Below are 18,246 nucleotides of genomic sequence, written 5' to 3'. Positions count from 1 at the left end.
GCGTCTTCAGGGCCTACACCTCGAACTCGACCGGCAGCCTGTCCAGCAGGGACATCCATGTGGACGCGGTCGAGGTGAGCTCCTCCGGCGGCACGGCCAGACGCAGGCCGGGCAGACGGTGCAGCAGTACGTCCACCGCGATCTCGATGATGGACATCCCGATGTTCTGCCCGGGGCACTCGTGCGGGCCCGCGCCGAACGCCAGGTGCGCCTGGTTGCCCTGCACCGAGACACCCGAATCGGGCCGGATCTCGGGGTCCAGGTTGCCCGGGGCGAGACCGAGCACGAGCAGGTCGCCCTCCTCGATGCGGTGCCCGCCCAGTTCGACGTCGCTGGCGGCGAAGCGCCCCGGCAGGACGGCCAGCGGCGGAGAGTTCCACATGGCCTCCTCCACCACCGCCGAGATGTCCAGCTGACCGCTGATCAGCCCGGAGAGCCGGGAGACGTCGGTCAGGACCAGCTCCAGCACCCGGGCCAGCAAGTTGGTCGTGACGTGCGCGGCGATCAGCACCGCGCGCAGGTGGGCCACGACCTCGTCGTGGTCGAGCCCCGCGTGATGCTCCAGCAGACCGGTGGCGAGGTCGGAGCCGGGTTCGGACCGCCTGCGCTCGGCGAGTTCACCGAAGATCTCCCTGATCACGCCGTCGTGCATGACGGCGTCCTCGCCGCCCTTCATCACCTGGGCGCAGGACTCGACCAGGCGACGCCCCTCCGACTCGGCAAGCCCCAGAACGCGGGCGATCACGAGCATCGGCAGATAGTCGGCGTAGTCCGCCACCAGATCCGCGCGGCCCAAGTCCGCGAACGCGTCGATCTGCTTGTTGGCGAAGTGCGTGGCGTGGCGCCGGACACCGCGGCCGGCGGCGGACTGCAGCCCGTCGCTGACGGCACCGCGCAGTCGGCGGTGAGCCTCGCCGTCCTGGGACACACAGTCGGGGCGCCAGGCGAGCATCGGAACCAGCGGAGAGTTGTCCGCGATCCGGCCCTCCCGCCAGTCCCGCCAGATCCGCGCGTCCCGGGGGAAGTGCAGGGGATTGTCGAGGACTCGCCGGCTGTCCCGGTAGCCCAGTACCAGCCAGGCGGGGATGTCGCCCTCCAGCAGCACCGGAGCCACGGAGCCGTGCTCCTTGCGCAGCCGCTCGTAGATGCCGCGCGGGTCGGTCGCCGCCTCCGGCCCGTACAGCCGGGTTAGCTCGGTGTCATGGCCGAAGGGGCAACCGCGGGGCGTATCGGGATCGTTTAAGGGCTGGGCGTTCATCGGGACTCCAGTGGGACGGCGGAGCGTTCCTTCAGGTGCCGTATCAGGGCGACGAGGACGTCACGGCTGGAAGCCCGGTCACGGGCGTCGCAGGCCACGATCGGCGTGTGCGGGGAGATGTCGAGGGCGTCCCGGACCTCCTCGAGCGGGTACTCCTTGGAGTCGGGGAAGACGTTCAGCGCGACGACGAACGGGACGTTCTGCCGTTCCATCTCCTCGATGGCCCGGAAGCTGGAGGCGAGCCGGCGGGTGTCCACCAGGACGACCGCGCCGAGCGCCCCTTTGAACAGGCCGTTCCACAGGAACCAGAAGCGCTCCTGGCCGGGCGTGCCGAACAGGTAGAGCATCAGGGTGTCGTTGAGGCTGATCTTGCCGAAGTCCAGGCTTACGGTGGTCTCCGTCTTGTCGGCGACGCCGATGAGCCGGTCGACGTCGGCGCTGGCCTCGGTGAGGGTCTCCTCGGTGGTGAGCGGCTTGATGTCGCTCACCGAGCGGACCATGGTGGTCTTCCCCGTGCCGAAGCCACCGGCGATCATCACCTTCACCGAGCGGGTGCCCCCGCCACCCGGCCCGCCGGGACGGTCAAAGCCTTTGAAGTCCACTGAGTACCTCCTCAAGGAGCGCGAGGTCGGGCCCGCTGCCGGCGCCGTGCGCCGGGATGGGATCACGGGCTTCGACGTGGCCTGCCTCCAGCAGATCCGTCAGCAGCACCGCGAGAATGTTGAAGGGCAATCCGAGGTGGGCGCCGAGTTCGGCCGCCGACAGCGGATCGCGGCAGCGCCGTAGGATCTCCTCGTGCTCGTGCTGAAAGCCCGGTGCGGGGGCGGTGCGGGAGACGATGAGGGTCGCCACGTCGAGACTCGACGCCGAACCGCCCGGTCCGCTACGCCCCTTCGTCAGAACGTAGTAGCGCTCGAGACCGGACGGATTCGTGGGCCGGCGGGGAGCACTCATCCAGAGTGCTCCTCCAGGCGCGGAGTGGTGCCGAGCAACTCGCCCATCCTGCGTGCCAGGTCCCTCATCTGATGGCCGAGCAGCCCCTGGTCGAGGCCTTCCCGGGCGAGGACGCCGAGATAGGTCTCCACGCCCGCCCGTACGACGAACAGATGGCCGCCGTCGACCTCGATCATCGCCAGCCGGAGCTGCCCCGCGTACTTGGGGAACTGCTCGGCGACCGGCTGGGCCAGCGCCTGCAGTCCGGCCACCACGGCCGCGAATCGGTCCACGTCGTCGGGGTCCTCGGCACCGTAGGAGGTGATGGCCTTGCCGTCGCTGGAGGCCACGAGGGCGAAGTTGATCTCCTGGATGCTCTCCACCAGATCCCGGAGCGCCCAGCTCACGTCGGTTCCCTGTTGCGTCATCGACTAGTCGCTCTCTTCGGTGCGGTGCTGCTCGGTGGACTCGCGGCCGTCGGCCGTCGCGCCTTCCTCGCCGGGCTCGCGGCCCGCGGTGGCGAAGGCGGCCAGGCCGGCGAAGGACGCGTCGGGCGGAACGGCGACGACGGTGGTCGTGTCCTCGCTCCGCTCCGGGCGCTCGGCCGGCTCGTGGCGTGCCGCCTCGTGCCGCTTGCTGCGGCGCCGGGGCAGGCCACCTGGTGTGGTGTCCACGGCATCGGCGGTGTCGGCCGGGGCCGCTTCCGCCACGTGCTGCTCGCGGGCCGGGGCGGTCGCGGCGGCCTGTGCCGTCGGGGCGGGCGCCGCCGGGGTGGCGGTGGCCGCGGGCAGCGGGCTGAAGTACTTGTGCGGGACCACGACGACCACCGAGGTGCCGAGCCAGGGCGAGTCCGCGAAGGTGACGCGGATGCCGTAGCGGCGGGCGAGGATGCCGACGACGCGCAGGCCGATGTTGGCGTCCTCCGAGATGCCGCCGAGGCCCGCGCCGGGCGCGGTGCCGGTGAGGGCGTGCTCGGCCTCGCGCTTCTTCTCCTCGCTCAGGCCCTTGCCGGAGTCCTGGATCTCGATGCCGACGCCGTTGGGGACCTCCTTGCCGGAGACGACCACCGGCTCGGTGGGCGGCGAGTAGCGGGCCGCGTTGTCCAGCAGGTGGGCGAAGATCAGCGTGAGGTGGTCCACGAGGCCGCCGTCGACGCCGAGTTCGGGCAGGTGGCGTACGTCGATCCGGTGGAAGTCCTTGATCCGGCCGATGCCGCCGCGGACCACGCTGAGCAGGCGCTGCGGTTCCTGCCACTGCCGGCCGGGCCGGTCCGAGCCGCCGAGCACGCTGATGCTGGCGGCGAGACAGTCGGCGGGGCCGATCGCCTGGTCGAGCTCCATCAGGCCCCGGGCGACGGCCGGCAGCCTGCCGTGTTCGCCCTGCATCTCGTGCAGTCGGCCACGGAGCTTGCTGGTGAGCACGTGGATGCGGTTGCCGATGCTGATCACGGCCTGCTCGGCTGAGGTCGAGCGGTTGAACTCCTCCTCCACGCCGATCAGGGAGGTCCGCAGGGCCTTGCGCAGGCTCGCCTGGAGTTCGGCGCTGACCTTCGCGCACTGGTTGACGGTCGGCAGGACGTCGTCGATCGCGTCACCCTCGCGCAGTCGGCGCATCGCCTCGGGCAACTGCTCGTCGGCGAGTCGGGTGACGGCGGCCAGCTGGTGGGCCAGCTGCTCCTGCCACACCTCGGCCTGGTCGGCGAGCTGGGCCTCGTAGGACTGGGCCTGGGCGGCGATCCGCTCCTCGTAGGAGGCGCTCTGCTCCGCGAGCCGCTCCTCGTACGCCCGCGCGTGCTCGGCCAGTTGGGCCTCGTAGGCACCGGACTGCTCGGCGAGGCGGCTCTCCAGAGCGGTGCGCTCGGCACTGAACTTCCGTTCCAGACCGGCCACATGCTGCTGCCACTGCTGCGAGTGCTCGGCCTGCGAGGTGCGGAACTCGCCCTCGGACCTGGTCAGCTGTGCCCGGGTACGCAGCAGGAGGCGTACACATACGGCGCCGGCCGCGGTCGCCGCGACACCTGCGACGCCGGCGGTTATTCGCTCCGAGCTCATGAACGTGGCGGCAACCGTCCCACCTCCTAAAGCCAGGGGCATCAGCCACCAGCTGTACCAGGCGACGGGGGGCCGCGCCGCCGACGGCGGAGTGGCGAGTTCCATCTGCATCCTTCGAGCGAGGCAACGATCGATCAAGGGGGGGTGTGCAAGGCGATCGCACTCATGAGTACGCACCGCGAGACGACCGATCGGGAGCAAGTCCCGACCGAGTCAACTCGCAGCGCCGATCGGGAGCCTATCGGGTTTGAATGCCAAAGGATCAACCGCGCAGGTTGACGGAAGTGAGGGTTCCATCACTCTCCGCCAGGGGCACGTACATCGACAAATCCCCTTACTGACCTGCACATTCGGAGAAATCGACGTGGCCGGAAGGGCTCACTTGCAGCCCACGCCGTCCTTCACCCGGGGCCAGGCCTCGACACCGTCGGGAGTACGGACGTACGCCGTCGACTTGTCGTCGGTCAGCCACAACCGCCGGTCGCCGAGCCGGTATCCGGTGTCGCGCGCGCCATCGGGCATGGGTACGTCGCCGTCGTACACGGCGTTCAGCATGCAGAACAGGTCCCGGCCGCCCTCCTCGTGCTCGATGACCCGGAACGTTCCTACCGCGCGGCAGCCGCCTGGAATGTACGCCGGTACGCCTGCGGGGACACCCCGATCGCCGCGTGCAGGTGCTGGCGCAGGGAGGCGCCCGTGGCGAAGCCGACCTGGCCGGCGATCTGGTCGACCGACAGGTCGCTGGACTCCAGCAGATGCCGGGCGCGGGCGACGCGCTGCTGGATCAGCCAGCGGCCGGGGCTGAGGCCGACCTCGTCGTTGAAGCGGCGGGCGAAGGTGCGCAGGCTCATCCGGGCGTGGGCGGCGAGGTCGGCCAGCGTGAGGGGCTCGTCGAGGTGCTCCAGGGCCCAGGCGCGGGTGGCGGCGGTGCTCGCGGCTCCGCTCTCCGGCACCGGCTGCTCGATGTACTGGGCCTGGCCTCCGTCCCGGAACGGGGGGACGACGCAGCGCCGGGCCACCGCGTTGGCCAGCTCGTGGCCGTGGTCGACGCGGACGATGTGCAGACAGACGTCGACACCGGAGGCGGCGCCGGCCGAGGTGAGGATCCGGCCGTCGTGGACGAACAGGACATCCGGATCCAGGTCGACGTGCGGGTACCGGCGCCGGAACGGTTCGGTCACCTGCCAGTGCGTGGTGGCCCGGCGGCCGTCGAGGAGGCCGGCCGCGGCGAGGACGAAGGCGGCGGTGCAGATCGACACGATGCGTGCGTCCGGGCGGATCAGCGCGAGCGCCGCGGCGACCTCGGCGGACAGCTCCGTGGGGATGTAGGGGACGGCCATGGAGGCGACCACCACGGTGTCGGCCGTGGAGAGTATCTCCGGCCCGTGCTGGACACCGATGGTGAAGTCGGCGTTGCTGCGCACCGGTTGGCCGTCGACGCTGCACGTCAGCACCTCGTACCGACCGTCGGCCGCGCCGAAGATCCGGCTGGGGATGCCCAGCTCGAAGGGGTAGACGCCGTCCAGGGCCAGCACCACGACCCGTTCCACCTGCCGATCACCTCGCATAGCGCGCATGGCACGATTCTATCGAAGGTTGGCAATCATGCCATTTTCCTGCGCGGCGGCTCCCGGCAGGCTGGTTCACCATGAGCACTGTGAACACGATGCGAGCCATCAGCCAGGACGTCCTCGGCGGCCCCGAGGTCCTCAAGGAAGCAGAACTGGAGCGCCCGGCCCCGCGCCCGAATGAGGTACTGGTGCGCGTCCGCGCCGCCGGGGTCAACCCGACCGACTGGAAGCACCGCGCTACCGGCGGCTTCCTGGGCGAGCCGCCCTTCGTCCTGGGCTGGGACGTCTCCGGCGTCGTCGAGGCGGTCGGCATCGGCGTCGCCCGGTTCAAGCCCGGCGACGAGGTCTTCGGGATGCTGTCCTACCCCTTCGGCCACGGCTCGCACGCCGAGTACGTCACCGCACCGGCCCGCGTCTTCGCGCACAAGCCGGCCTCGATCGACCACACGCAGGCCGGCGCGCTGCCGCTGGTCTCACTCACCGCCTGGCAGGCCCTCGTGGAGTACGCCGACCTGCAGCCGGGGCAGCGGGTGCTGGTCCACGCGGCGGCCGGCGGGGTCGGGCACGTGGCCGTGCAGATCGCCAAGGCGCGGGGCGCGTATGTGATCGGCACGGCGAGCGCGGGCAAGCACGAGTTCTTGCGCGGCCTGGGCGCCGACGAGCTGATCGACTACCGGGAGACGGACTTCGCCGAGGCCGTCAAGGACGTGGACGTGGTGCTGGACACCCTGGGTGGCGAGACGTCCGTGCGCTCGCTGAGGGTGCTGCGCCCCGGCGGCCTCGTCGCCTCGATCCTGCCGGTCGGGTCGGAGGAGTTCTACGAGGAGGCGGAGCGGCTCGGCGTACGGGCCGTGCGGATGCTCGTGGACGCCGACCGCGCCGATCTGCGGGCGATCGCGGACCTGGTCGAGAAGGGCGCCTTGCGCGCCGAGATCGCGGGGACGTTCCCGCTGGCCGATGCCGCCGAGGCGCATGCGCTGGGCGACACCGGCCGGACGACGGGGAAGCTGGTCCTGACGGTCGACTGAGTCGGGAGTCGGGCGGCTCAGAACGTCAGCACGGGTTTGATCGCCTTGCCCGCGCCCATGTCCCGTACCGCCTGGTCGATGTCCGCGAACGGATAGGTGCTGATCAGGCGGTGCAGGGGCAGCCGCCCCTCCTTCACCAGCCGGACCAGGGCGGGGATGAACGTCTGGGTCTCGGCGTCGCCGAGGGTGAGGCCGACGACCTGCTTGCCGCCGAGCAGCCCGTTGACGTCCAGGGCGACTTCGGTGCCGAACGGCGGGGCGCCGACGACGACCAGGGTGCCGCGGGCGGCGAGCGCGTCGACGCCCTGGCGCAGGACGCCGACGTTGCCGGTGGTCTCCACGACGCCGTCCGCGCCCTGGCCGCCGGTGATCCCGGCGAGCGCCTCGCCGAGGTCCGCCTCGGCGGCGTTGACGGTGTGGGTGGCGCCCAACTCCGTTGCCAGCGACAGGCGTTCGCCGACGCGGTCGACGGCGACGATGTTGGTGGCGGGGGTGAGCGCGGCGGCCATGACGGCGGACAGGCCGACGGCTCCGGCGCCGAGGACGACGACCGTGCTGCCGGTGACCGGCTTCAGGACGTTCCAGACGGCGCCGACTCCGGTCTGCACGCCGCAGCCCAGCGGGGCGATCGAGGCCAGCGGTACCTCCGGGTCGACCTTCACCAGGCTGCGCTCGTCCACCAGCGCCCGCTCGGCGAAGGAGGACTGCCCGAAGAAGTGGCCGCCGAGCGGCTCGCCGTCCCGGCTGATGGTGCTGCTGCCGTCGGCCCGGCGCCCGCCGATGAGGTTCAGCGGCAGCCAGGTCGCGCAGTACGCGGGGTGCCCGCCCCGGCAGTTGCGGCAGTCGCCGCACGAGGTGAAGGACAGCACGACGTGATCGCCCGGCGCGACGCCGGTCACGGACGGGCCGACGGCCTCGACGACGCCCGCGCCCTCATGGCCGAGGACGCCGGGGAGCGGGAAGGGCAGTCCACCACTCGCCACGCCGAGGTCCGTGTGACACAGGCCGGTCGCGACCATGCGGACGACGGCCTCGTGCGGTCCGGGCTCGTCGAGCTGCACATCGGAGAGGGTGAAGGGTGCTCCGCCGGACTCGACGACGGCGGCACGGGTGGGGATGGTCATCGAACGGATCTCCTTGGCGGTGCGCTCAGTCGAGCGAGACGACGACGGACTTGGTGGTGGTGTAGGCGTCGAGGGCCTCGGGCCCGTACTCGCGGCCGAAGCCGGAGTCCTTGACGCCGCCGAAGGGGACCGCCGGGTCGAGCATCGCCCAGTCGTTGACCCAGACGATGCCGGCCTGCAGCCGGTCGGCGACGCGGTGGGCGCGGGCCAGGTTGCCGGTCTGGACGCCCGAGGCCAGGCCGTACGGCGTGGAGTTGGCGAACTCGACGGCCTCGTCCTCGGAGTCGAAGGGCTGCACGGTGAGAACCGGGCCGAAGATCTCCTCCTGGATCACGCGGGAGTCGTTCGGCAGGTCGGCGATCACGGTGGGCTTGTAGTAGTAGCCGCCGTCGAGGTCGAGCCGCTCACCGCCGCAGACGATGCGGCCGCCCTCCTTGCGGGCCAGGTCGACGTACTCCTCGACCTTGCGCAGATGCCGCTCCCCCGCCATCGGTCCGACGACGGTCTCGGACTTGCGCGGGTCACCGAGCGGCACGCCGGGCACGGCGTCGGCGAGGATGCCGAGCAGGGTGCTGTAGACCGGCCGGGCCACCAGCAGCCGTGGGCCGCCCATGCAGAACTGCCCGGTGTTGAAGACGAACCCCTTGATGATCGCGCCGACGGCCTTCTCCAGATCGGCGTCCTGGAAGACGATGTGGGCCGCGTTGCCGCCGAGCTCCATGGTGACGGGCTTGAGCGACTCACCGGCCATGCCCGCGACCTTCCGGCCGACCGCGGTCGAGCCGGTGAAGGCGACCTTGTCCACGCCGGAGTGCCGCAGCAGCGCCTCGCCGGCCGCGGGGCCGCCGGTGACGACGTTGACCACGCCGTCCGGGACGCCGGCCCGCTTGAAGAGGTCGGCCATGTACAGCGCGCTGAGCGGGGTCTCCTCGGCCGGCTTGTGCACCACCGTGTTACCGGCCGCCAGCGCCGGGGCGATCTTCGAGCCGGCCAGGATCAGGGGAAAGTTGTACGGCGTGATCGCCGCGACCACGCCGATCGGCCGGCGCCGGACATAGGCGAGGGCGTTCATGGAGGTGTCGCGGACGGAGCCGTCCAGGGCGTGGGCGAGGGCGGCGAAGTGCTCGTAGTCGTTGGCCGCGTTGGTCACGTCCACGGCGTGGGCGAGCGTGATCGGCTTGCCGACGTCGCGGCTCTCCAACTCGGCGATGGTGTCGGCGTTCTCCCGGATCAGCTCGGCGACCCGGTGCAGCACCCGGCCACGCTCACGGCCGCTCAGCCCGGACCATGCACTGTCGTCGAAGGCGTCCCGCGCGGCCCGTACGGCGGCGTCCACGTCGGCGGCACCGGCATCCGCGACCGTGGTGACGACCGCGCCCCGGGACGGGTCGACCACCTCGGTGCGCGCTCCGTCGGCGGCCTCGCGCCACTGGCCCCCGATGAACAACCGACCGGGTTCGATCTCGAAGGTGGTCATCGCCACTCCTCAGCCTCATCGCCAAGATTTCAACAAACAGGATTCCTGTTGGTCCGCAGTCTCATTACAGACAGGTTTCCTGTCAATGCTCTACGCTGAACTCATGCTCGACACCCAGGTAACCAAGGCACCTCCCTCGCTTCTCTACATGGTGAAGCAGGTGGAGCTCGTCGTGCGCTCCCACCTGGACGAACTGGTCAAGCCGTCCGGGATCACCGCGCTGCAGTACACGGCACTCACCGTGCTGCAGCGGCACGACGGACTGTCGGCCGCCCAGCTGGCCCGCGACTCGTTCGTCACGGCGCAGTCGATCGCCGACCTGGTACGCAGCCTGGAGACCCGCGGACTCGTCCGCCGGGAGCGCAATCCGCGCAACCGCAGGGAGCTGCTGATCCTGCTGACCGACACGGGCCGCGAGCTGCTCGCGCGGCACGAGGGGGCCGTGCGGGAGCTGGAGGAGCGGATGGTGCGCGACCTCACGGCCCATCAGACCGAGCAGTTCCGCCAGGCACTCTCCAAGGCCTGGCACGCGCTGTCATAGCCGTGTCCCGCACATATCTCGAATCCCCTGGCGCAATTCGAAGACATATGTCAATCGAACATGCTCAGATTCGCTCAATCGAGGGTAACTTGCAGTGCGGGGACTGGATTTGGGCAGCCCGCCGCGGGTGAGCAGGTTGGAGGCGATGTCGTCGTGCAGCAGGAACCTGCGCCGTTCAGCCGGCATCTGCGCGTCCACCGGCACCGGGACCACACGGTGCTGGAGTTCCGCGGTGAGATCGACATCGCGGCGGCGGTGGAGCTGGCCCCGTACCTGGACCGGGTGACGACGCATCCCGATGCGCGGATCGTGATCGATCTCAGGAGCGTCGAGTTCTTCGACTGCTCCGGGCTGCGCCTGCTGTACCGCGCCCGCAGCCGGGTGCTCGACCACGGCGGGCAGCTGCACCTGGTGTGCACCCACCCGCTGACCCTGCGCGTCCTCAGGATCACCGGCCTGTCCCGGCTGCTCCCTCCGCATCCGACGCCGGACGCGGCCCTCGACCAGTCCGAGACCGCGTCCGGCACGTTATGACGCCGCCAGGCCCAGTTCACAGTTGCGGGACAACCTCTTGCCCTCGCCACCTGCGGCCTATTCGGTTCCCGGCGCGTCGAACAGGGCGCTGACGGACTCCCCGTTGTGAATGCGGCGCACGGCCTCGGCGAGCGCGGGGCCGATGGACAGGATCCGCAGCTTCTCGGTGCGCTCCTCCGCCGGGACCGGCACGGTGTTGGTGCACACGATCTCCAGGACGTCGGGCTGCTCGCCGATCCGCTTCAGCGCCCCGGACGCGAACAGTCCGTGCGTACAGGCGACCCGGATCGACCGCGGCCCCATCTCCCGCAGCCGGTCGAGGAGTTCCAGGACCGTGCTGCCCTTGGCGATCTCGTCGTCCAGGATGATGACGTCCCGCCCGGTCACGTCACCGATGACCGAGCTGATGCTGACCCGGTCGTCGGCGAACCGCTGCTTTGCGCCGGCGGCCACCTGGGCGCCGATCATCCGGGCGAAAGCGGCGGCCTCCTTGGCGTTGCCGAGGTCCGGCGAGACGACGGTCGTACGGGAGAGGTCGTACTGCCGGAAGTGCGCGGCGAGTTCGCGCAGCGCGTGCAGGTGGTCGACCGGCACCGTGAAGAAGCCGTGCACCTGGGGCGCGTGCAGGGTCATGGCGAGGACACGGCTCGCGCCGGCCGCCACCATCAGGTCGGCGACGAGCCGGCCGCCGAGGGAGATGCGGGGCGCGTCCTTCTTGTCGGAACGGGCGTAGGAATAGTGCGGCATGACGACGGTGATCCGGCGGGCGGACGCCCCGCGCGCGGCGTCGCACATCAGCAGCAGCTCGACGAGGTGTTCCTGGACCGGGCGGACCAGCGGCTGGATCAGGAAGACGTCCCGCTCCCGGCAGTTGGCCTGGAGTTGCACCTCCAGGCAGTCGTTGGCGAACCGGCTGACCCGGGTGGGGCTGAGCGGCACCCCCAGATGAGAGCAGACCTCCGCCGCAAGTTCGGGGTGGGCACTACCGCTGAACACGGCGATCTCTCGCACGATCCGCTCCTCGCCTGATCTTTCCGGGGTGGCGGACTCATGCTACTGACCTGGGAAGAAACGTTGCGGCTCGGGCGTGGACGCGGGATGTGGCGATTGCCTCACCACGACACGGGCAACCGGCGCGGGCTCCGCGTCATCTGGCCCTCCCGCCATTCGATGGTCTCGGGGGTGAACTCGGCGCGCAGGCCCGGGAAACGGGCGGCGAGGCGGTGCAGGCCGAGTTCGAGCTCCAGCCGGGCCAGCCAGGCGCCGAGGCAGTGGTGCGGACCCGCCCCGAAGGCGATGCTGGGTGAGGTCAGGGGGGCGAAGAGGTCGGGTTCGCCGGGCGGGAAGACCTCCGGGTCGCGGCCGGCGGAGTTGGTCTGGACGGCGACCACACTGCCCGCCGGGATCATCACACCACCGACCTCGGTGTCCTCGACGGCACGGCGGATCAGCCCCGGCAGGACGCGGCCCTCGCTGAGCGGTACGGTCCGCAGCAGTTGCTCGGCCGCGGTGGCCGCCGCCTCCCCGTCCTCGGAGAGCCCCTTCCAGGCCGCCTGCCCGTCGGTGAGGAGATAGACGACGGCGTTGCCGAGCGCCGTCATGGTGGTCTCGTGCCCGGCGACGACCAGTCCGCAGACCAGGCTGACCAGCCGGCGCTCGTCGATGCCGAGGTCGTCCCCCGCCACGACCAGCCCGCTCACCAGGTCGTCACCCGGTGACGCCCGCCGCTCGGCCACCAGTTCCCCGGCGAACGCCCCGAACTCCCGCATGGCCAGCGCGACTTCCTCGGCCGTGTGGGCGCCGCCGGACAGGGCGTGGTCGGCCCAGTGCCGGATGCGGTCGCGGTCCACGTGCTCCAGCCCCATCAGACGGCAGATCACCGAGACGGGCAGCGGACGCGTGAACCCCTCGACGATGTCGGCGGGGCGGCTCTGTTCGGCGAGGTCGTCGAGAAGCGCCTCGACCACGGAGGCGACCCAGGGACGCCAGTGGGCGATCGCCCGGGGAGTGAAAGCCCGCTGCACCGTGCCGCGCAGCCGCTGATGGGCGGCGCCGTCCTGGTTGAGGAGCCCGTCGGGGGCGTCCAGCAGGTTCGGTACGACCAGGAGGGGCGGGGCGTCGGGGGAGTGCAGCGAGCTCCGGTCGAACCGGGGGTCCATGAGCACCTGCCGGGCCTCGGCGTACCGGGTCACGATCCACACCGGGGTGCCGGTGGCGAGGGTGCCGAGCCGGGGCGGTCCGGGCTCGGGGAGGCTGATGCGGTGCATGGGGCGAAGCGGCCGGGACGTGCTGTCTGCGCTCATCCGGGTCTCCAGACGCGCCGGTACGGACAGTTCCCCACGCTAGTGCGCCGTCCCCGCTCCAGTCAGGGGCCGCAATCGGCCAACGGACAGGTCCAGCAAGGGATTTGGGGGTACTTGGTTGAACAGGGAAGGAGGAACGTCGACATGACGACCCCCATCAAGCGCATCAACAAGAGCATGCCCGGCTGGGCCAAGGCGGTGAGCGCGCTCATCCTGGTGCTCGTCGTCCTGTTCGCCGGGATCCGGCTGAGCGTGATCCCCGGCCTCAAGGACCTGTTCGGCACCGAGACCAACGACCGCTCGGGTCCGGCTCTGCTCCAGTCCATCCAGGACATGAGCCGCTACGACGCCGCCACCGGCAACTTCCAGATCGTCGTCGATCTGGAGAAGGACGCCAAGTTCCTGCCCGACGCGATCCGCGGCACACGCACGCTGTACGTCGGCGCGGGCACCGTGGACGCGTACGTCGACCTCGGGAAGGTCGGCGAGGACGACGTGACGGTCAACGACGACCGTACGTCCGCCACGCTCCGCCTCCCGCACGCCGCCCTCGGCAAACCGTCCCTGGACCCCGACCGCTCCTACGCCGTCTCCAAGGAGCGCGGTCTCCTCGACCGCCTCGGCGACCTCTTCTCGGACAACCCGAACGGCGAACAGGCCGTACAGAAGCTGGCGGTGCGGCACATCGGCGACGCGGCCGAGCAGAGCGGGCTGACGGCACGTGCCGAGTCCAACACCACCGACATGCTGGAGGGACTGCTCCACTCCCTCGGCTTCAAGGAGGTGAAGGTGACGTACGGGGCCTGACTCCCTGACGGACCGGGCGCGGCACGGCGGGCATCTCGACGCGGTACCGGGGTAATCCCCCTACTACGAAGGGAAGTTGAAGACTGGAGGATCGCATGGCCCGTGGAACCCCACGTTCGCGTGCCGCGTTACGCCCCGGCACTTCCAAGACCGCAGGCACTTCCAGGAGCGCAGGCGCCACCAAGGCCTCAGGCACCGCCAAGGCCACGGGCGCCGCCAAGTCGGCAGGGGGGACAAAGGTCACGGACGGCATCAAGAAATCCTGGCGCCGTGTCAGGTCCGAGCGCGAACGCGGCGTCAAGTCCAAACGCGGCACCAAGCCCGGGCCCGGCACCAAGCCACGGTCCGGCGGCAAGGCGCCTCGCGCCCCGCGGTCCGAGCGGCACCCCCTGCGCTTGCTGGCCCGCCTCCTGGCGGTGCTGTGCGCCTTCGCGCTCATGGTCGCCTTCGCCGTCGTACTGGCGAAGCTCACCCTGGAGCCCTCACCCGCGTCGGAGGCCCTGACCCACACCAACCTGCGTCCGGGCCGCTCCCTGCGGGCCTATCTGGACCAGCCCGAACTGCGGGACGCCGTCCGGCAGATCGGCGGGAATCTGCTGCTCGGCGTGCCGTTCGGCATCCTGGTCCCCGTCCTGGCGCCACGGACGCGCGGAGTCCTGCGCGTGCTGCTGCTGACGGCGACCGTCATGCTTCTGGTCGAGTTCGCGCAGGGCGCGCTGGTGACGGGGCGCGCCTTCGACATCGACGACGTCATCCTCAACACCACCGGAGCGCTGATCGGCTACCTGCTGCTGGGGCGCCGACTGAGCAGGGCGGTGCACGCCAAGGAGCGTCGTTCCTGACGACTGAATCCGGACGCCGGCCCGTGACCTGTGACCTGTGACCCCTAGTGCAGCACCAACTGGACGATGGCCACGGTTCCGACCACCACGATGAGGGCACGCAGCACAGCGGGGCGCAACCGGCGGCCCGTCGTGGCTCCGAGATGGCCGCCGGCCGCGGACCCGATCGCGAGGAGGGCGACGGCCGTCCAGTCGAAGTCCGCGACGACCAGGAAGAACAGTGCGGCCACGGAGTTGACCACGGCGACGAGCACGTTCTTGACGGCGGTGAGGCGTCGCAGGTCGTCGTCGAGGAGCATGCCCATCAGGGCGACGTAGATGATGCCTTGGGCGGCCGAGAAGTAGCCACCGTAGACGCTGGCCAGGGTCAGTCCGGTGAGCAGCAGGGGGCCGCCGTCGGGGTGTGCGGATCTTCCCTTCCGCGCGCGGCGCGTGCGCAGCCTCCTGCTGATCAGCGGCTGGAGGACGACCAGTACCAGGGCGAGCCCCACCAGGGCCGGCACGATGCGTTCGAACGCCGAGGCGGGCAGGGCGAGCAGCAGCGCGGCACCGGTGAGTCCGCCGAGCAGGGCGCCGGCGCTCCACTTCAGGATGCGCCGGCGCTGACCGCTCAGCTCCCGGCGATACCCGATGGCGCCGCTGATCGAACCGGGGATCAGGCCGAGCGCGTTGGAGACCGTGGCGGTGACGGGCGGCAGGCCGGTCGCGAGCAGGACCGGGAACGTGATCAGCGTCCCCGAGCCGACGACGGCGTTGACCGCGCCGGCGGCGATGCCCGCGCCCAGGACGGCGAGCAGCTCACCGATGTGTGCGGCGTTCATGGAGGGCAGCCTAGGAACCGAACACTTCGGCGGCGGACGAATCATGCCGGGCGGCACGGAGGGTCCCGGGTCCCCGTGCCCGACGACCGGAACCGCGGTCAGCTCCCCCCGCCCCCGCCAACTTCTGGTCTGTACCAAGGTATTGACGCCCGCTTATCTCACTCCTTAAATCAAGTGGCGACACCTTCACCCCCCACCTCGGCCGGCGCCCTGGCATCGGGCCGCCGTACGGAAGGGAGCACGATGGCCTCCCCACGCCTGCTCCGCACGTGTCTGCTCGCCGCTCTGTCCGCCGTCCTGGTCGCGTCCGCCGCGATCGGCCCCGCGCAGGCGGAAGCGCCGGACGTCACGGCCGCGGCGGTGGCGTTCTCCGACAGCTTCGACGGGCCCGCCGGCGCCGCGGTCGACTCGTCGAAGTGGCAGATCCAGACCGGCGACAACGTCAACAACCACGAGCGGCAGTACTACACGTCGGGCAACAAGAACGCGGCGCTGGACGGCCAGGGCCACCTGGTGATCACGGCCCGGCGTGAGAATCCGGCCAACTACCAGTGCTGGTACGGCACATGTCAGTACACCTCGGCACGGCTGAACACCGCCGGGAAGTTCCATGCCCAGTACGGGCATGTCGAGGCGCGGATCAAGGTGCCGCGCGGGCAGGGCATGTGGCCGGCGTTCTGGATGCTGGGCACGCCGGTCAACTGGCCGGACTCGGGCGAGATCGACATCATGGAGAACGTCGGCTTCGAACCCTCGACCGTCCACGGCACCATCCACGGCCCCGGCTACTCCGGGTCAGGCGGCATAGGCGCCGCCTACTCCCTCCCGAACGGGCAGGCCTTCGCGGACGCCTTCCACACCTTCGCCGTCGACTGGGCGCCCGACTCCATCACCTGGTCCGTCGACGGGAACGTCTACCAGCGGCGCACACCCGCCGACCTGGGTGGCAGGCAGTGGGTGTTCAACAAGCCGTTCTTCCTGATCCTGAACCTCGCGGTCGGCGGCTACTGGCCCGGCGACCCGGACGGCTCGACGGTCTTCCCGCAGCAGCTGGTCGTGGACCACGTCTCGGTGACGACCGGCGACTCCCCCACCGGCGGCCCGGTCCGCGGGCTGGCCGGAAAGTGCCTGGACGTGGCCGGGGCGAGCTCCGCCAACGGCACGCCCGTACAGCTCTACGACTGCAACGGCACCGCCGCCCAGCAGTGGACCGTGGCCTCGGACGGCACGCTGCGCGCGCTCGGCAAGTGCCTGGACGCCACCGGCAACGGCACCGCGGACGGCACGACGGTCCAGCTGTGGGAGTGCACCGGCGGCCCCAACCAGAGATGGACCGTCACCGCCGCGCGCGACATCGTCAACCCTCAAGCCGACAAGTGCCTGGACGTGACCGGCAACAACCCGGCCAACGGCACCCGGCTGCAGCTGTGGACCTGCACGGGCGCGGCCAACCAGAAATGGACGGTCGGCTGAGCCGACCGGCCCGGCCGTTCAGACCCAGGGCCTAGTGGAGATGCCAGGTGAACTTGTCGCCGCCCACCCAGCGGACCACTTCCGGGTCGTCCAGGTCGTGGACCGTGATACCGAAGGCGGCGGCGTACTCCAGGACGTCGGTGACGGTCTTCGCCTCACCGACGACCATGCCGTCGATCTCCATGATGCGGAACGGTGGTGTACCGGGCTGAACTCCGAGCACCATGATCCGCGGGTGAGAGATGTGCGGGCTCGAGATTTCGGTCATGCATAGAGCGTAGAGCGCAACCCGCGTCAACGGACCCTTGAGGTCAAACCGGTCCTTCCGGTCAGACCCGCAGCAGTTCGAGAACAGCCGCCTCGACGGCCCCCTGGGTGGCCGGGCGCCCGAAGTCGCCGTGCTCGCCGAGCCGGGTGAGCGCGGCGGCGACGGTCTCGCCCTGTTCGAAGAGCTCGAAGACGCGGGGGTCGATGTAGGAGGCGCGGCACACGGCGGGTGTGTTGCCCAGGTAGTGGCTGACCTCGCGGACCGTCCGGCTCATCTGCCGGCGCCTGGCGGCGGGGGTGTCCCGGGCGTCGCGGGTGGTGACGGCGAGCGCGACGGCGGCCAGGACCGTCGCATGCCAGGTGCGGAAGTCCTTGGCGGTGATCTCGGTTCCGGACAGCCGGCGCAATGCTTCGTTCAGGTCGTCGCCGTGCAGCTCGCGCCAGGCTCCCCGCTCCCAGTACACGAGCAGCCGCTCGCCGCCGCGCGGGCGGCGCAGCAGGGCGCGTACGACGGAGTGCGCCTGCGCGTCGACGAGTGCCCGCACGACCTCGGTGCCGCCCTTGGCCGGATAGCTGAAGGTGATCTCGTCGCGGCCGCAGGTGACGTGCTCGCGCAGCATCGTCGTCAGGCCGTAGGTCTCGCTCTCCCGGGTGTGCCGGTCACTGCCGATCCGGAAGAAGCCCAGGTCGAGCAGGCGGACGGCACAGGCCGTGACCCGCTCCCGGCTCAGGCCGCGCCCGGCGAGATCGAGAGCGACCTTGGCGCGCAGCCCGGGCAGGGTGCGCGCCACCTGCCGCACGTGCTCGTGCTTGGCCTGCTCCTGTTGGGTGCGGAACTGCTCGTGGTAGAGGTACTGGCGGCGTCCGGCGTCGTCGGTGCCGACGGCCTGGAGGTGGCCGTTGGGCCAGGGGCAGATCCATACGTCGCGCCACGCGGGTGGGATGCTCAGGGCACGGATGCGGACCAGGTGAGCGGGGTCGGTGAGGGGTCTGCCGTCCAGGTCCCGGTAGCGGAAGCCGCGGCCGCAGCGGACGCGGGTGAAGCCCGGGCCCGCGCAGGAGCTGGTGCGCAGTCTCATGGCAGGCGCATCACGGCCACCCGGGTGTGCGGTGCTGAAAGAAGGGCATCACGGGCCTCTTCGCCGGCGCGGACGGGGACGACGCCCGTAGTACCCCGGGGGTGTACCGCCAAACCGTCCGCCGTTGTGCGCGGGCG

19 protein-coding genes and 1 pseudogene are annotated in these 18,246 nt (G+C 70.7%); 6 read left to right on the top strand and 14 right to left on the bottom strand.

Annotated features, from left to right (window positions below):
* Window positions 1–13: 13 nt before the first annotated feature.
* The 7 genes and pseudogenes from IF78_RS0127705 to IF78_RS0127675 form a co-directional block, all read right to left on the bottom strand.
* The gene (locus tag IF78_RS0127705) at window positions 14–1,258 is read right to left on the bottom strand and encodes a cytochrome P450 (RefSeq protein ID WP_031485593.1); all 1,245 of its coding nucleotides are present in this window, start codon (window positions 1,256–1,258) and stop codon (window positions 14–16) included.
* On the bottom strand, window positions 1,255–1,860 hold the full coding sequence (locus IF78_RS0127700) for a GTP-binding protein (RefSeq protein WP_031485591.1): 606 nt from the start codon (window positions 1,858–1,860) through the stop codon (window positions 1,255–1,257). The genes IF78_RS0127705 and IF78_RS0127700 overlap by 4 nt, the downstream gene beginning before the upstream one ends.
* Window positions 1,841–2,212 carry a DUF742 domain-containing protein gene (locus tag IF78_RS0127695; protein ID WP_031485589.1) on the bottom strand — a complete coding sequence of 124 codons (372 nt, stop codon included), beginning with the start codon at window positions 2,210–2,212 and terminating at the stop codon, window positions 1,841–1,843. The genes IF78_RS0127700 and IF78_RS0127695 overlap by 20 nt, the downstream gene beginning before the upstream one ends.
* Entirely contained in the window at window positions 2,209–2,619 is a 411-nt protein-coding gene (locus IF78_RS0127690; protein WP_031485587.1) for a roadblock/LC7 domain-containing protein, read from the bottom strand. The genes IF78_RS0127695 and IF78_RS0127690 overlap by 4 nt, the downstream gene beginning before the upstream one ends.
* Window positions 2,620–2,622: 3 nt before the next feature.
* Window positions 2,623–4,347 (bottom strand): sensor histidine kinase, encoded by a 1,725-nt coding sequence (locus IF78_RS0127685; protein WP_031485585.1) that lies wholly within the window; start codon window positions 4,345–4,347, stop codon window positions 2,623–2,625.
* Window positions 4,348–4,620: 273 nt separating this feature from the next.
* Window positions 4,621–4,797, bottom strand: a pseudogene (locus IF78_RS48965) (hypothetical protein); the annotation flags it as partial.
* A gap of 50 nt (window positions 4,798–4,847) precedes the next feature.
* Complete coding sequence (locus IF78_RS0127675) at window positions 4,848–5,810, bottom strand: GlxA family transcriptional regulator (RefSeq protein ID WP_031485583.1); 963 nt, start codon at window positions 5,808–5,810, stop codon at window positions 4,848–4,850.
* A gap of 80 nt (window positions 5,811–5,890) precedes the next feature.
* On the opposite strand from IF78_RS0127675, the gene IF78_RS0127670 reads away from it, so the two are divergent.
* Complete coding sequence (locus tag IF78_RS0127670) at window positions 5,891–6,841, top strand: NADP-dependent oxidoreductase (RefSeq protein ID WP_031485581.1); 951 nt, start codon at window positions 5,891–5,893, stop codon at window positions 6,839–6,841.
* A 17-nt stretch (window positions 6,842–6,858) separates the two neighbouring features.
* Here IF78_RS0127670 and IF78_RS0127665 read toward each other — a convergent pair whose 3' ends face one another.
* Together IF78_RS0127665 and IF78_RS0127660 are read right to left on the bottom strand one after the other, a co-directional pair.
* The gene (locus tag IF78_RS0127665; protein ID WP_031485579.1) at window positions 6,859–7,965 is read right to left on the bottom strand and encodes an NAD(P)-dependent alcohol dehydrogenase; all 1,107 of its coding nucleotides are present in this window, start codon (window positions 7,963–7,965) and stop codon (window positions 6,859–6,861) included.
* Window positions 7,966–7,990: 25 nt separating this feature from the next.
* A complete protein-coding gene (locus tag IF78_RS0127660) occupies window positions 7,991–9,442 on the bottom strand; it encodes an aldehyde dehydrogenase family protein (RefSeq protein ID WP_031485576.1) in 1,452 nt (483 codons plus the stop codon).
* Window positions 9,443–9,545: 103 nt separating this feature from the next.
* On the opposite strand from IF78_RS0127660, the gene IF78_RS0127655 reads away from it, so the two are divergent.
* Together IF78_RS0127655 and IF78_RS0127650 are read left to right on the top strand one after the other, a co-directional pair.
* A complete protein-coding gene (locus tag IF78_RS0127655; protein ID WP_031485574.1) occupies window positions 9,546–9,983 on the top strand; it encodes a MarR family winged helix-turn-helix transcriptional regulator in 438 nt (145 codons plus the stop codon).
* A 153-nt stretch (window positions 9,984–10,136) separates the two neighbouring features.
* Window positions 10,137–10,517 carry an anti-sigma factor antagonist gene (locus IF78_RS0127650; RefSeq protein ID WP_031485572.1) on the top strand — a complete coding sequence of 127 codons (381 nt, stop codon included), beginning with the start codon at window positions 10,137–10,139 and terminating at the stop codon, window positions 10,515–10,517.
* Window positions 10,518–10,574: 57 nt separating this feature from the next.
* On the opposite strand, the gene IF78_RS0127645 is transcribed toward IF78_RS0127650, so the two are convergent.
* Window positions 10,575–11,528: a ribose-phosphate diphosphokinase gene (locus tag IF78_RS0127645; RefSeq protein WP_031485570.1), complete on the bottom strand. Its 954-nt coding sequence runs from the start codon at window positions 11,526–11,528 to the stop codon at window positions 10,575–10,577.
* Window positions 11,529–11,629: 101 nt separating this feature from the next.
* Window positions 11,630–12,820 carry a cytochrome P450 gene (locus IF78_RS0127640; RefSeq protein WP_031485568.1) on the bottom strand — a complete coding sequence of 397 codons (1,191 nt, stop codon included), beginning with the start codon at window positions 12,818–12,820 and terminating at the stop codon, window positions 11,630–11,632.
* 144 nt (window positions 12,821–12,964) lie between these two features.
* Between IF78_RS0127640 and IF78_RS0127635 the strand changes: the two genes are divergently transcribed.
* Window positions 12,965–13,627, top strand: a complete 663-nt coding sequence (locus IF78_RS0127635) for a DUF4230 domain-containing protein (protein ID WP_031485566.1) — start codon at window positions 12,965–12,967, stop codon at window positions 13,625–13,627.
* Between the two features lie 389 nt (window positions 13,628–14,016).
* Window positions 14,017–14,469, top strand: coding sequence for a VanZ family protein (locus tag IF78_RS47850; protein WP_051828230.1), 453 nt, complete (start codon window positions 14,017–14,019; stop codon window positions 14,467–14,469).
* Window positions 14,470–14,513: 44 nt separating this feature from the next.
* On the opposite strand, the gene IF78_RS0127625 is transcribed toward IF78_RS47850, so the two are convergent.
* A complete protein-coding gene (locus tag IF78_RS0127625; protein ID WP_031485563.1) occupies window positions 14,514–15,290 on the bottom strand; it encodes a sulfite exporter TauE/SafE family protein in 777 nt (258 codons plus the stop codon).
* A 243-nt stretch (window positions 15,291–15,533) separates the two neighbouring features.
* Here IF78_RS0127625 and IF78_RS0127620 point away from each other — a divergent pair, with 243 nt between their 5' ends.
* Window positions 15,534–16,763: a ricin-type beta-trefoil lectin domain protein gene (locus IF78_RS0127620; RefSeq protein WP_031485561.1), complete on the top strand. Its 1,230-nt coding sequence runs from the start codon at window positions 15,534–15,536 to the stop codon at window positions 16,761–16,763.
* 31 nt (window positions 16,764–16,794) lie between these two features.
* Here IF78_RS0127620 and IF78_RS0127615 read toward each other — a convergent pair whose 3' ends face one another.
* Both IF78_RS0127615 and IF78_RS0127610 read right to left on the bottom strand, forming a co-directional pair.
* Window positions 16,795–17,031 carry a hypothetical protein gene (locus IF78_RS0127615; RefSeq protein ID WP_031485559.1) on the bottom strand — a complete coding sequence of 79 codons (237 nt, stop codon included), beginning with the start codon at window positions 17,029–17,031 and terminating at the stop codon, window positions 16,795–16,797.
* Window positions 17,032–17,092: 61 nt separating this feature from the next.
* The gene (locus IF78_RS0127610) at window positions 17,093–18,109 is read right to left on the bottom strand and encodes a DNA topoisomerase IB (RefSeq protein WP_031485557.1); all 1,017 of its coding nucleotides are present in this window, start codon (window positions 18,107–18,109) and stop codon (window positions 17,093–17,095) included.
* Window positions 18,110–18,246: the final 137 nt, after the last annotated feature.

This window comes from Streptomyces bicolor, from assembly GCF_000719285.1.
Lineage (GTDB): Bacteria > Actinomycetota > Actinomycetes > Streptomycetales > Streptomycetaceae > Streptomyces > Streptomyces bicolor.
This window is presented reverse-complemented; position numbering and strand designations above follow the sequence as displayed.

Excerpts from the sequence above, each read along its gene's own strand:
- IF78_RS0127685 (WP_031485585.1), bottom strand. The coding sequence starts at position 4,347 with ATGGAACTCGCCACTCCGCCGTCGGCGGCGCGGCCCCCCGTCGCCTGG.
- IF78_RS0127620 (WP_031485561.1), top strand. The coding sequence starts at position 15,534 with ATGGCCTCCCCACGCCTGCTCCGCACGTGTCTGCTCGCCGCTCTGTCC.
- IF78_RS0127695 (WP_031485589.1), bottom strand. The coding sequence starts at position 2,212 with ATGAGTGCTCCCCGCCGGCCCACGAATCCGTCCGGTCTCGAGCGCTAC.
- IF78_RS0127640 (WP_031485568.1), bottom strand. The coding sequence starts at position 12,820 with ATGAGCGCAGACAGCACGTCCCGGCCGCTTCGCCCCATGCACCGCATC.
- IF78_RS0127670 (WP_031485581.1), top strand. The coding sequence starts at position 5,891 with ATGAGCACTGTGAACACGATGCGAGCCATCAGCCAGGACGTCCTCGGC.
- IF78_RS0127615 (WP_031485559.1), bottom strand. The coding sequence starts at position 17,031 with ATGACCGAAATCTCGAGCCCGCACATCTCTCACCCGCGGATCATGGTG.
- IF78_RS0127635 (WP_031485566.1), top strand. The coding sequence starts at position 12,965 with ATGACGACCCCCATCAAGCGCATCAACAAGAGCATGCCCGGCTGGGCC.
- IF78_RS0127675 (WP_031485583.1), bottom strand. The coding sequence starts at position 5,810 with ATGCGAGGTGATCGGCAGGTGGAACGGGTCGTGGTGCTGGCCCTGGAC.
- IF78_RS0127665 (WP_031485579.1), bottom strand. The coding sequence starts at position 7,965 with ATGACCATCCCCACCCGTGCCGCCGTCGTCGAGTCCGGCGGAGCACCC.
- IF78_RS0127660 (WP_031485576.1), bottom strand. The coding sequence starts at position 9,442 with ATGACCACCTTCGAGATCGAACCCGGTCGGTTGTTCATCGGGGGCCAG.
- IF78_RS0127625 (WP_031485563.1), bottom strand. The coding sequence starts at position 15,290 with ATGAACGCCGCACACATCGGTGAGCTGCTCGCCGTCCTGGGCGCGGGC.
- IF78_RS0127690 (WP_031485587.1), bottom strand. The coding sequence starts at position 2,619 with ATGACGCAACAGGGAACCGACGTGAGCTGGGCGCTCCGGGATCTGGTG.
- IF78_RS0127705 (WP_031485593.1), bottom strand. The coding sequence starts at position 1,258 with ATGAACGCCCAGCCCTTAAACGATCCCGATACGCCCCGCGGTTGCCCC.
- IF78_RS0127610 (WP_031485557.1), bottom strand. The coding sequence starts at position 18,109 with ATGAGACTGCGCACCAGCTCCTGCGCGGGCCCGGGCTTCACCCGCGTC.
- IF78_RS0127655 (WP_031485574.1), top strand. The coding sequence starts at position 9,546 with ATGCTCGACACCCAGGTAACCAAGGCACCTCCCTCGCTTCTCTACATG.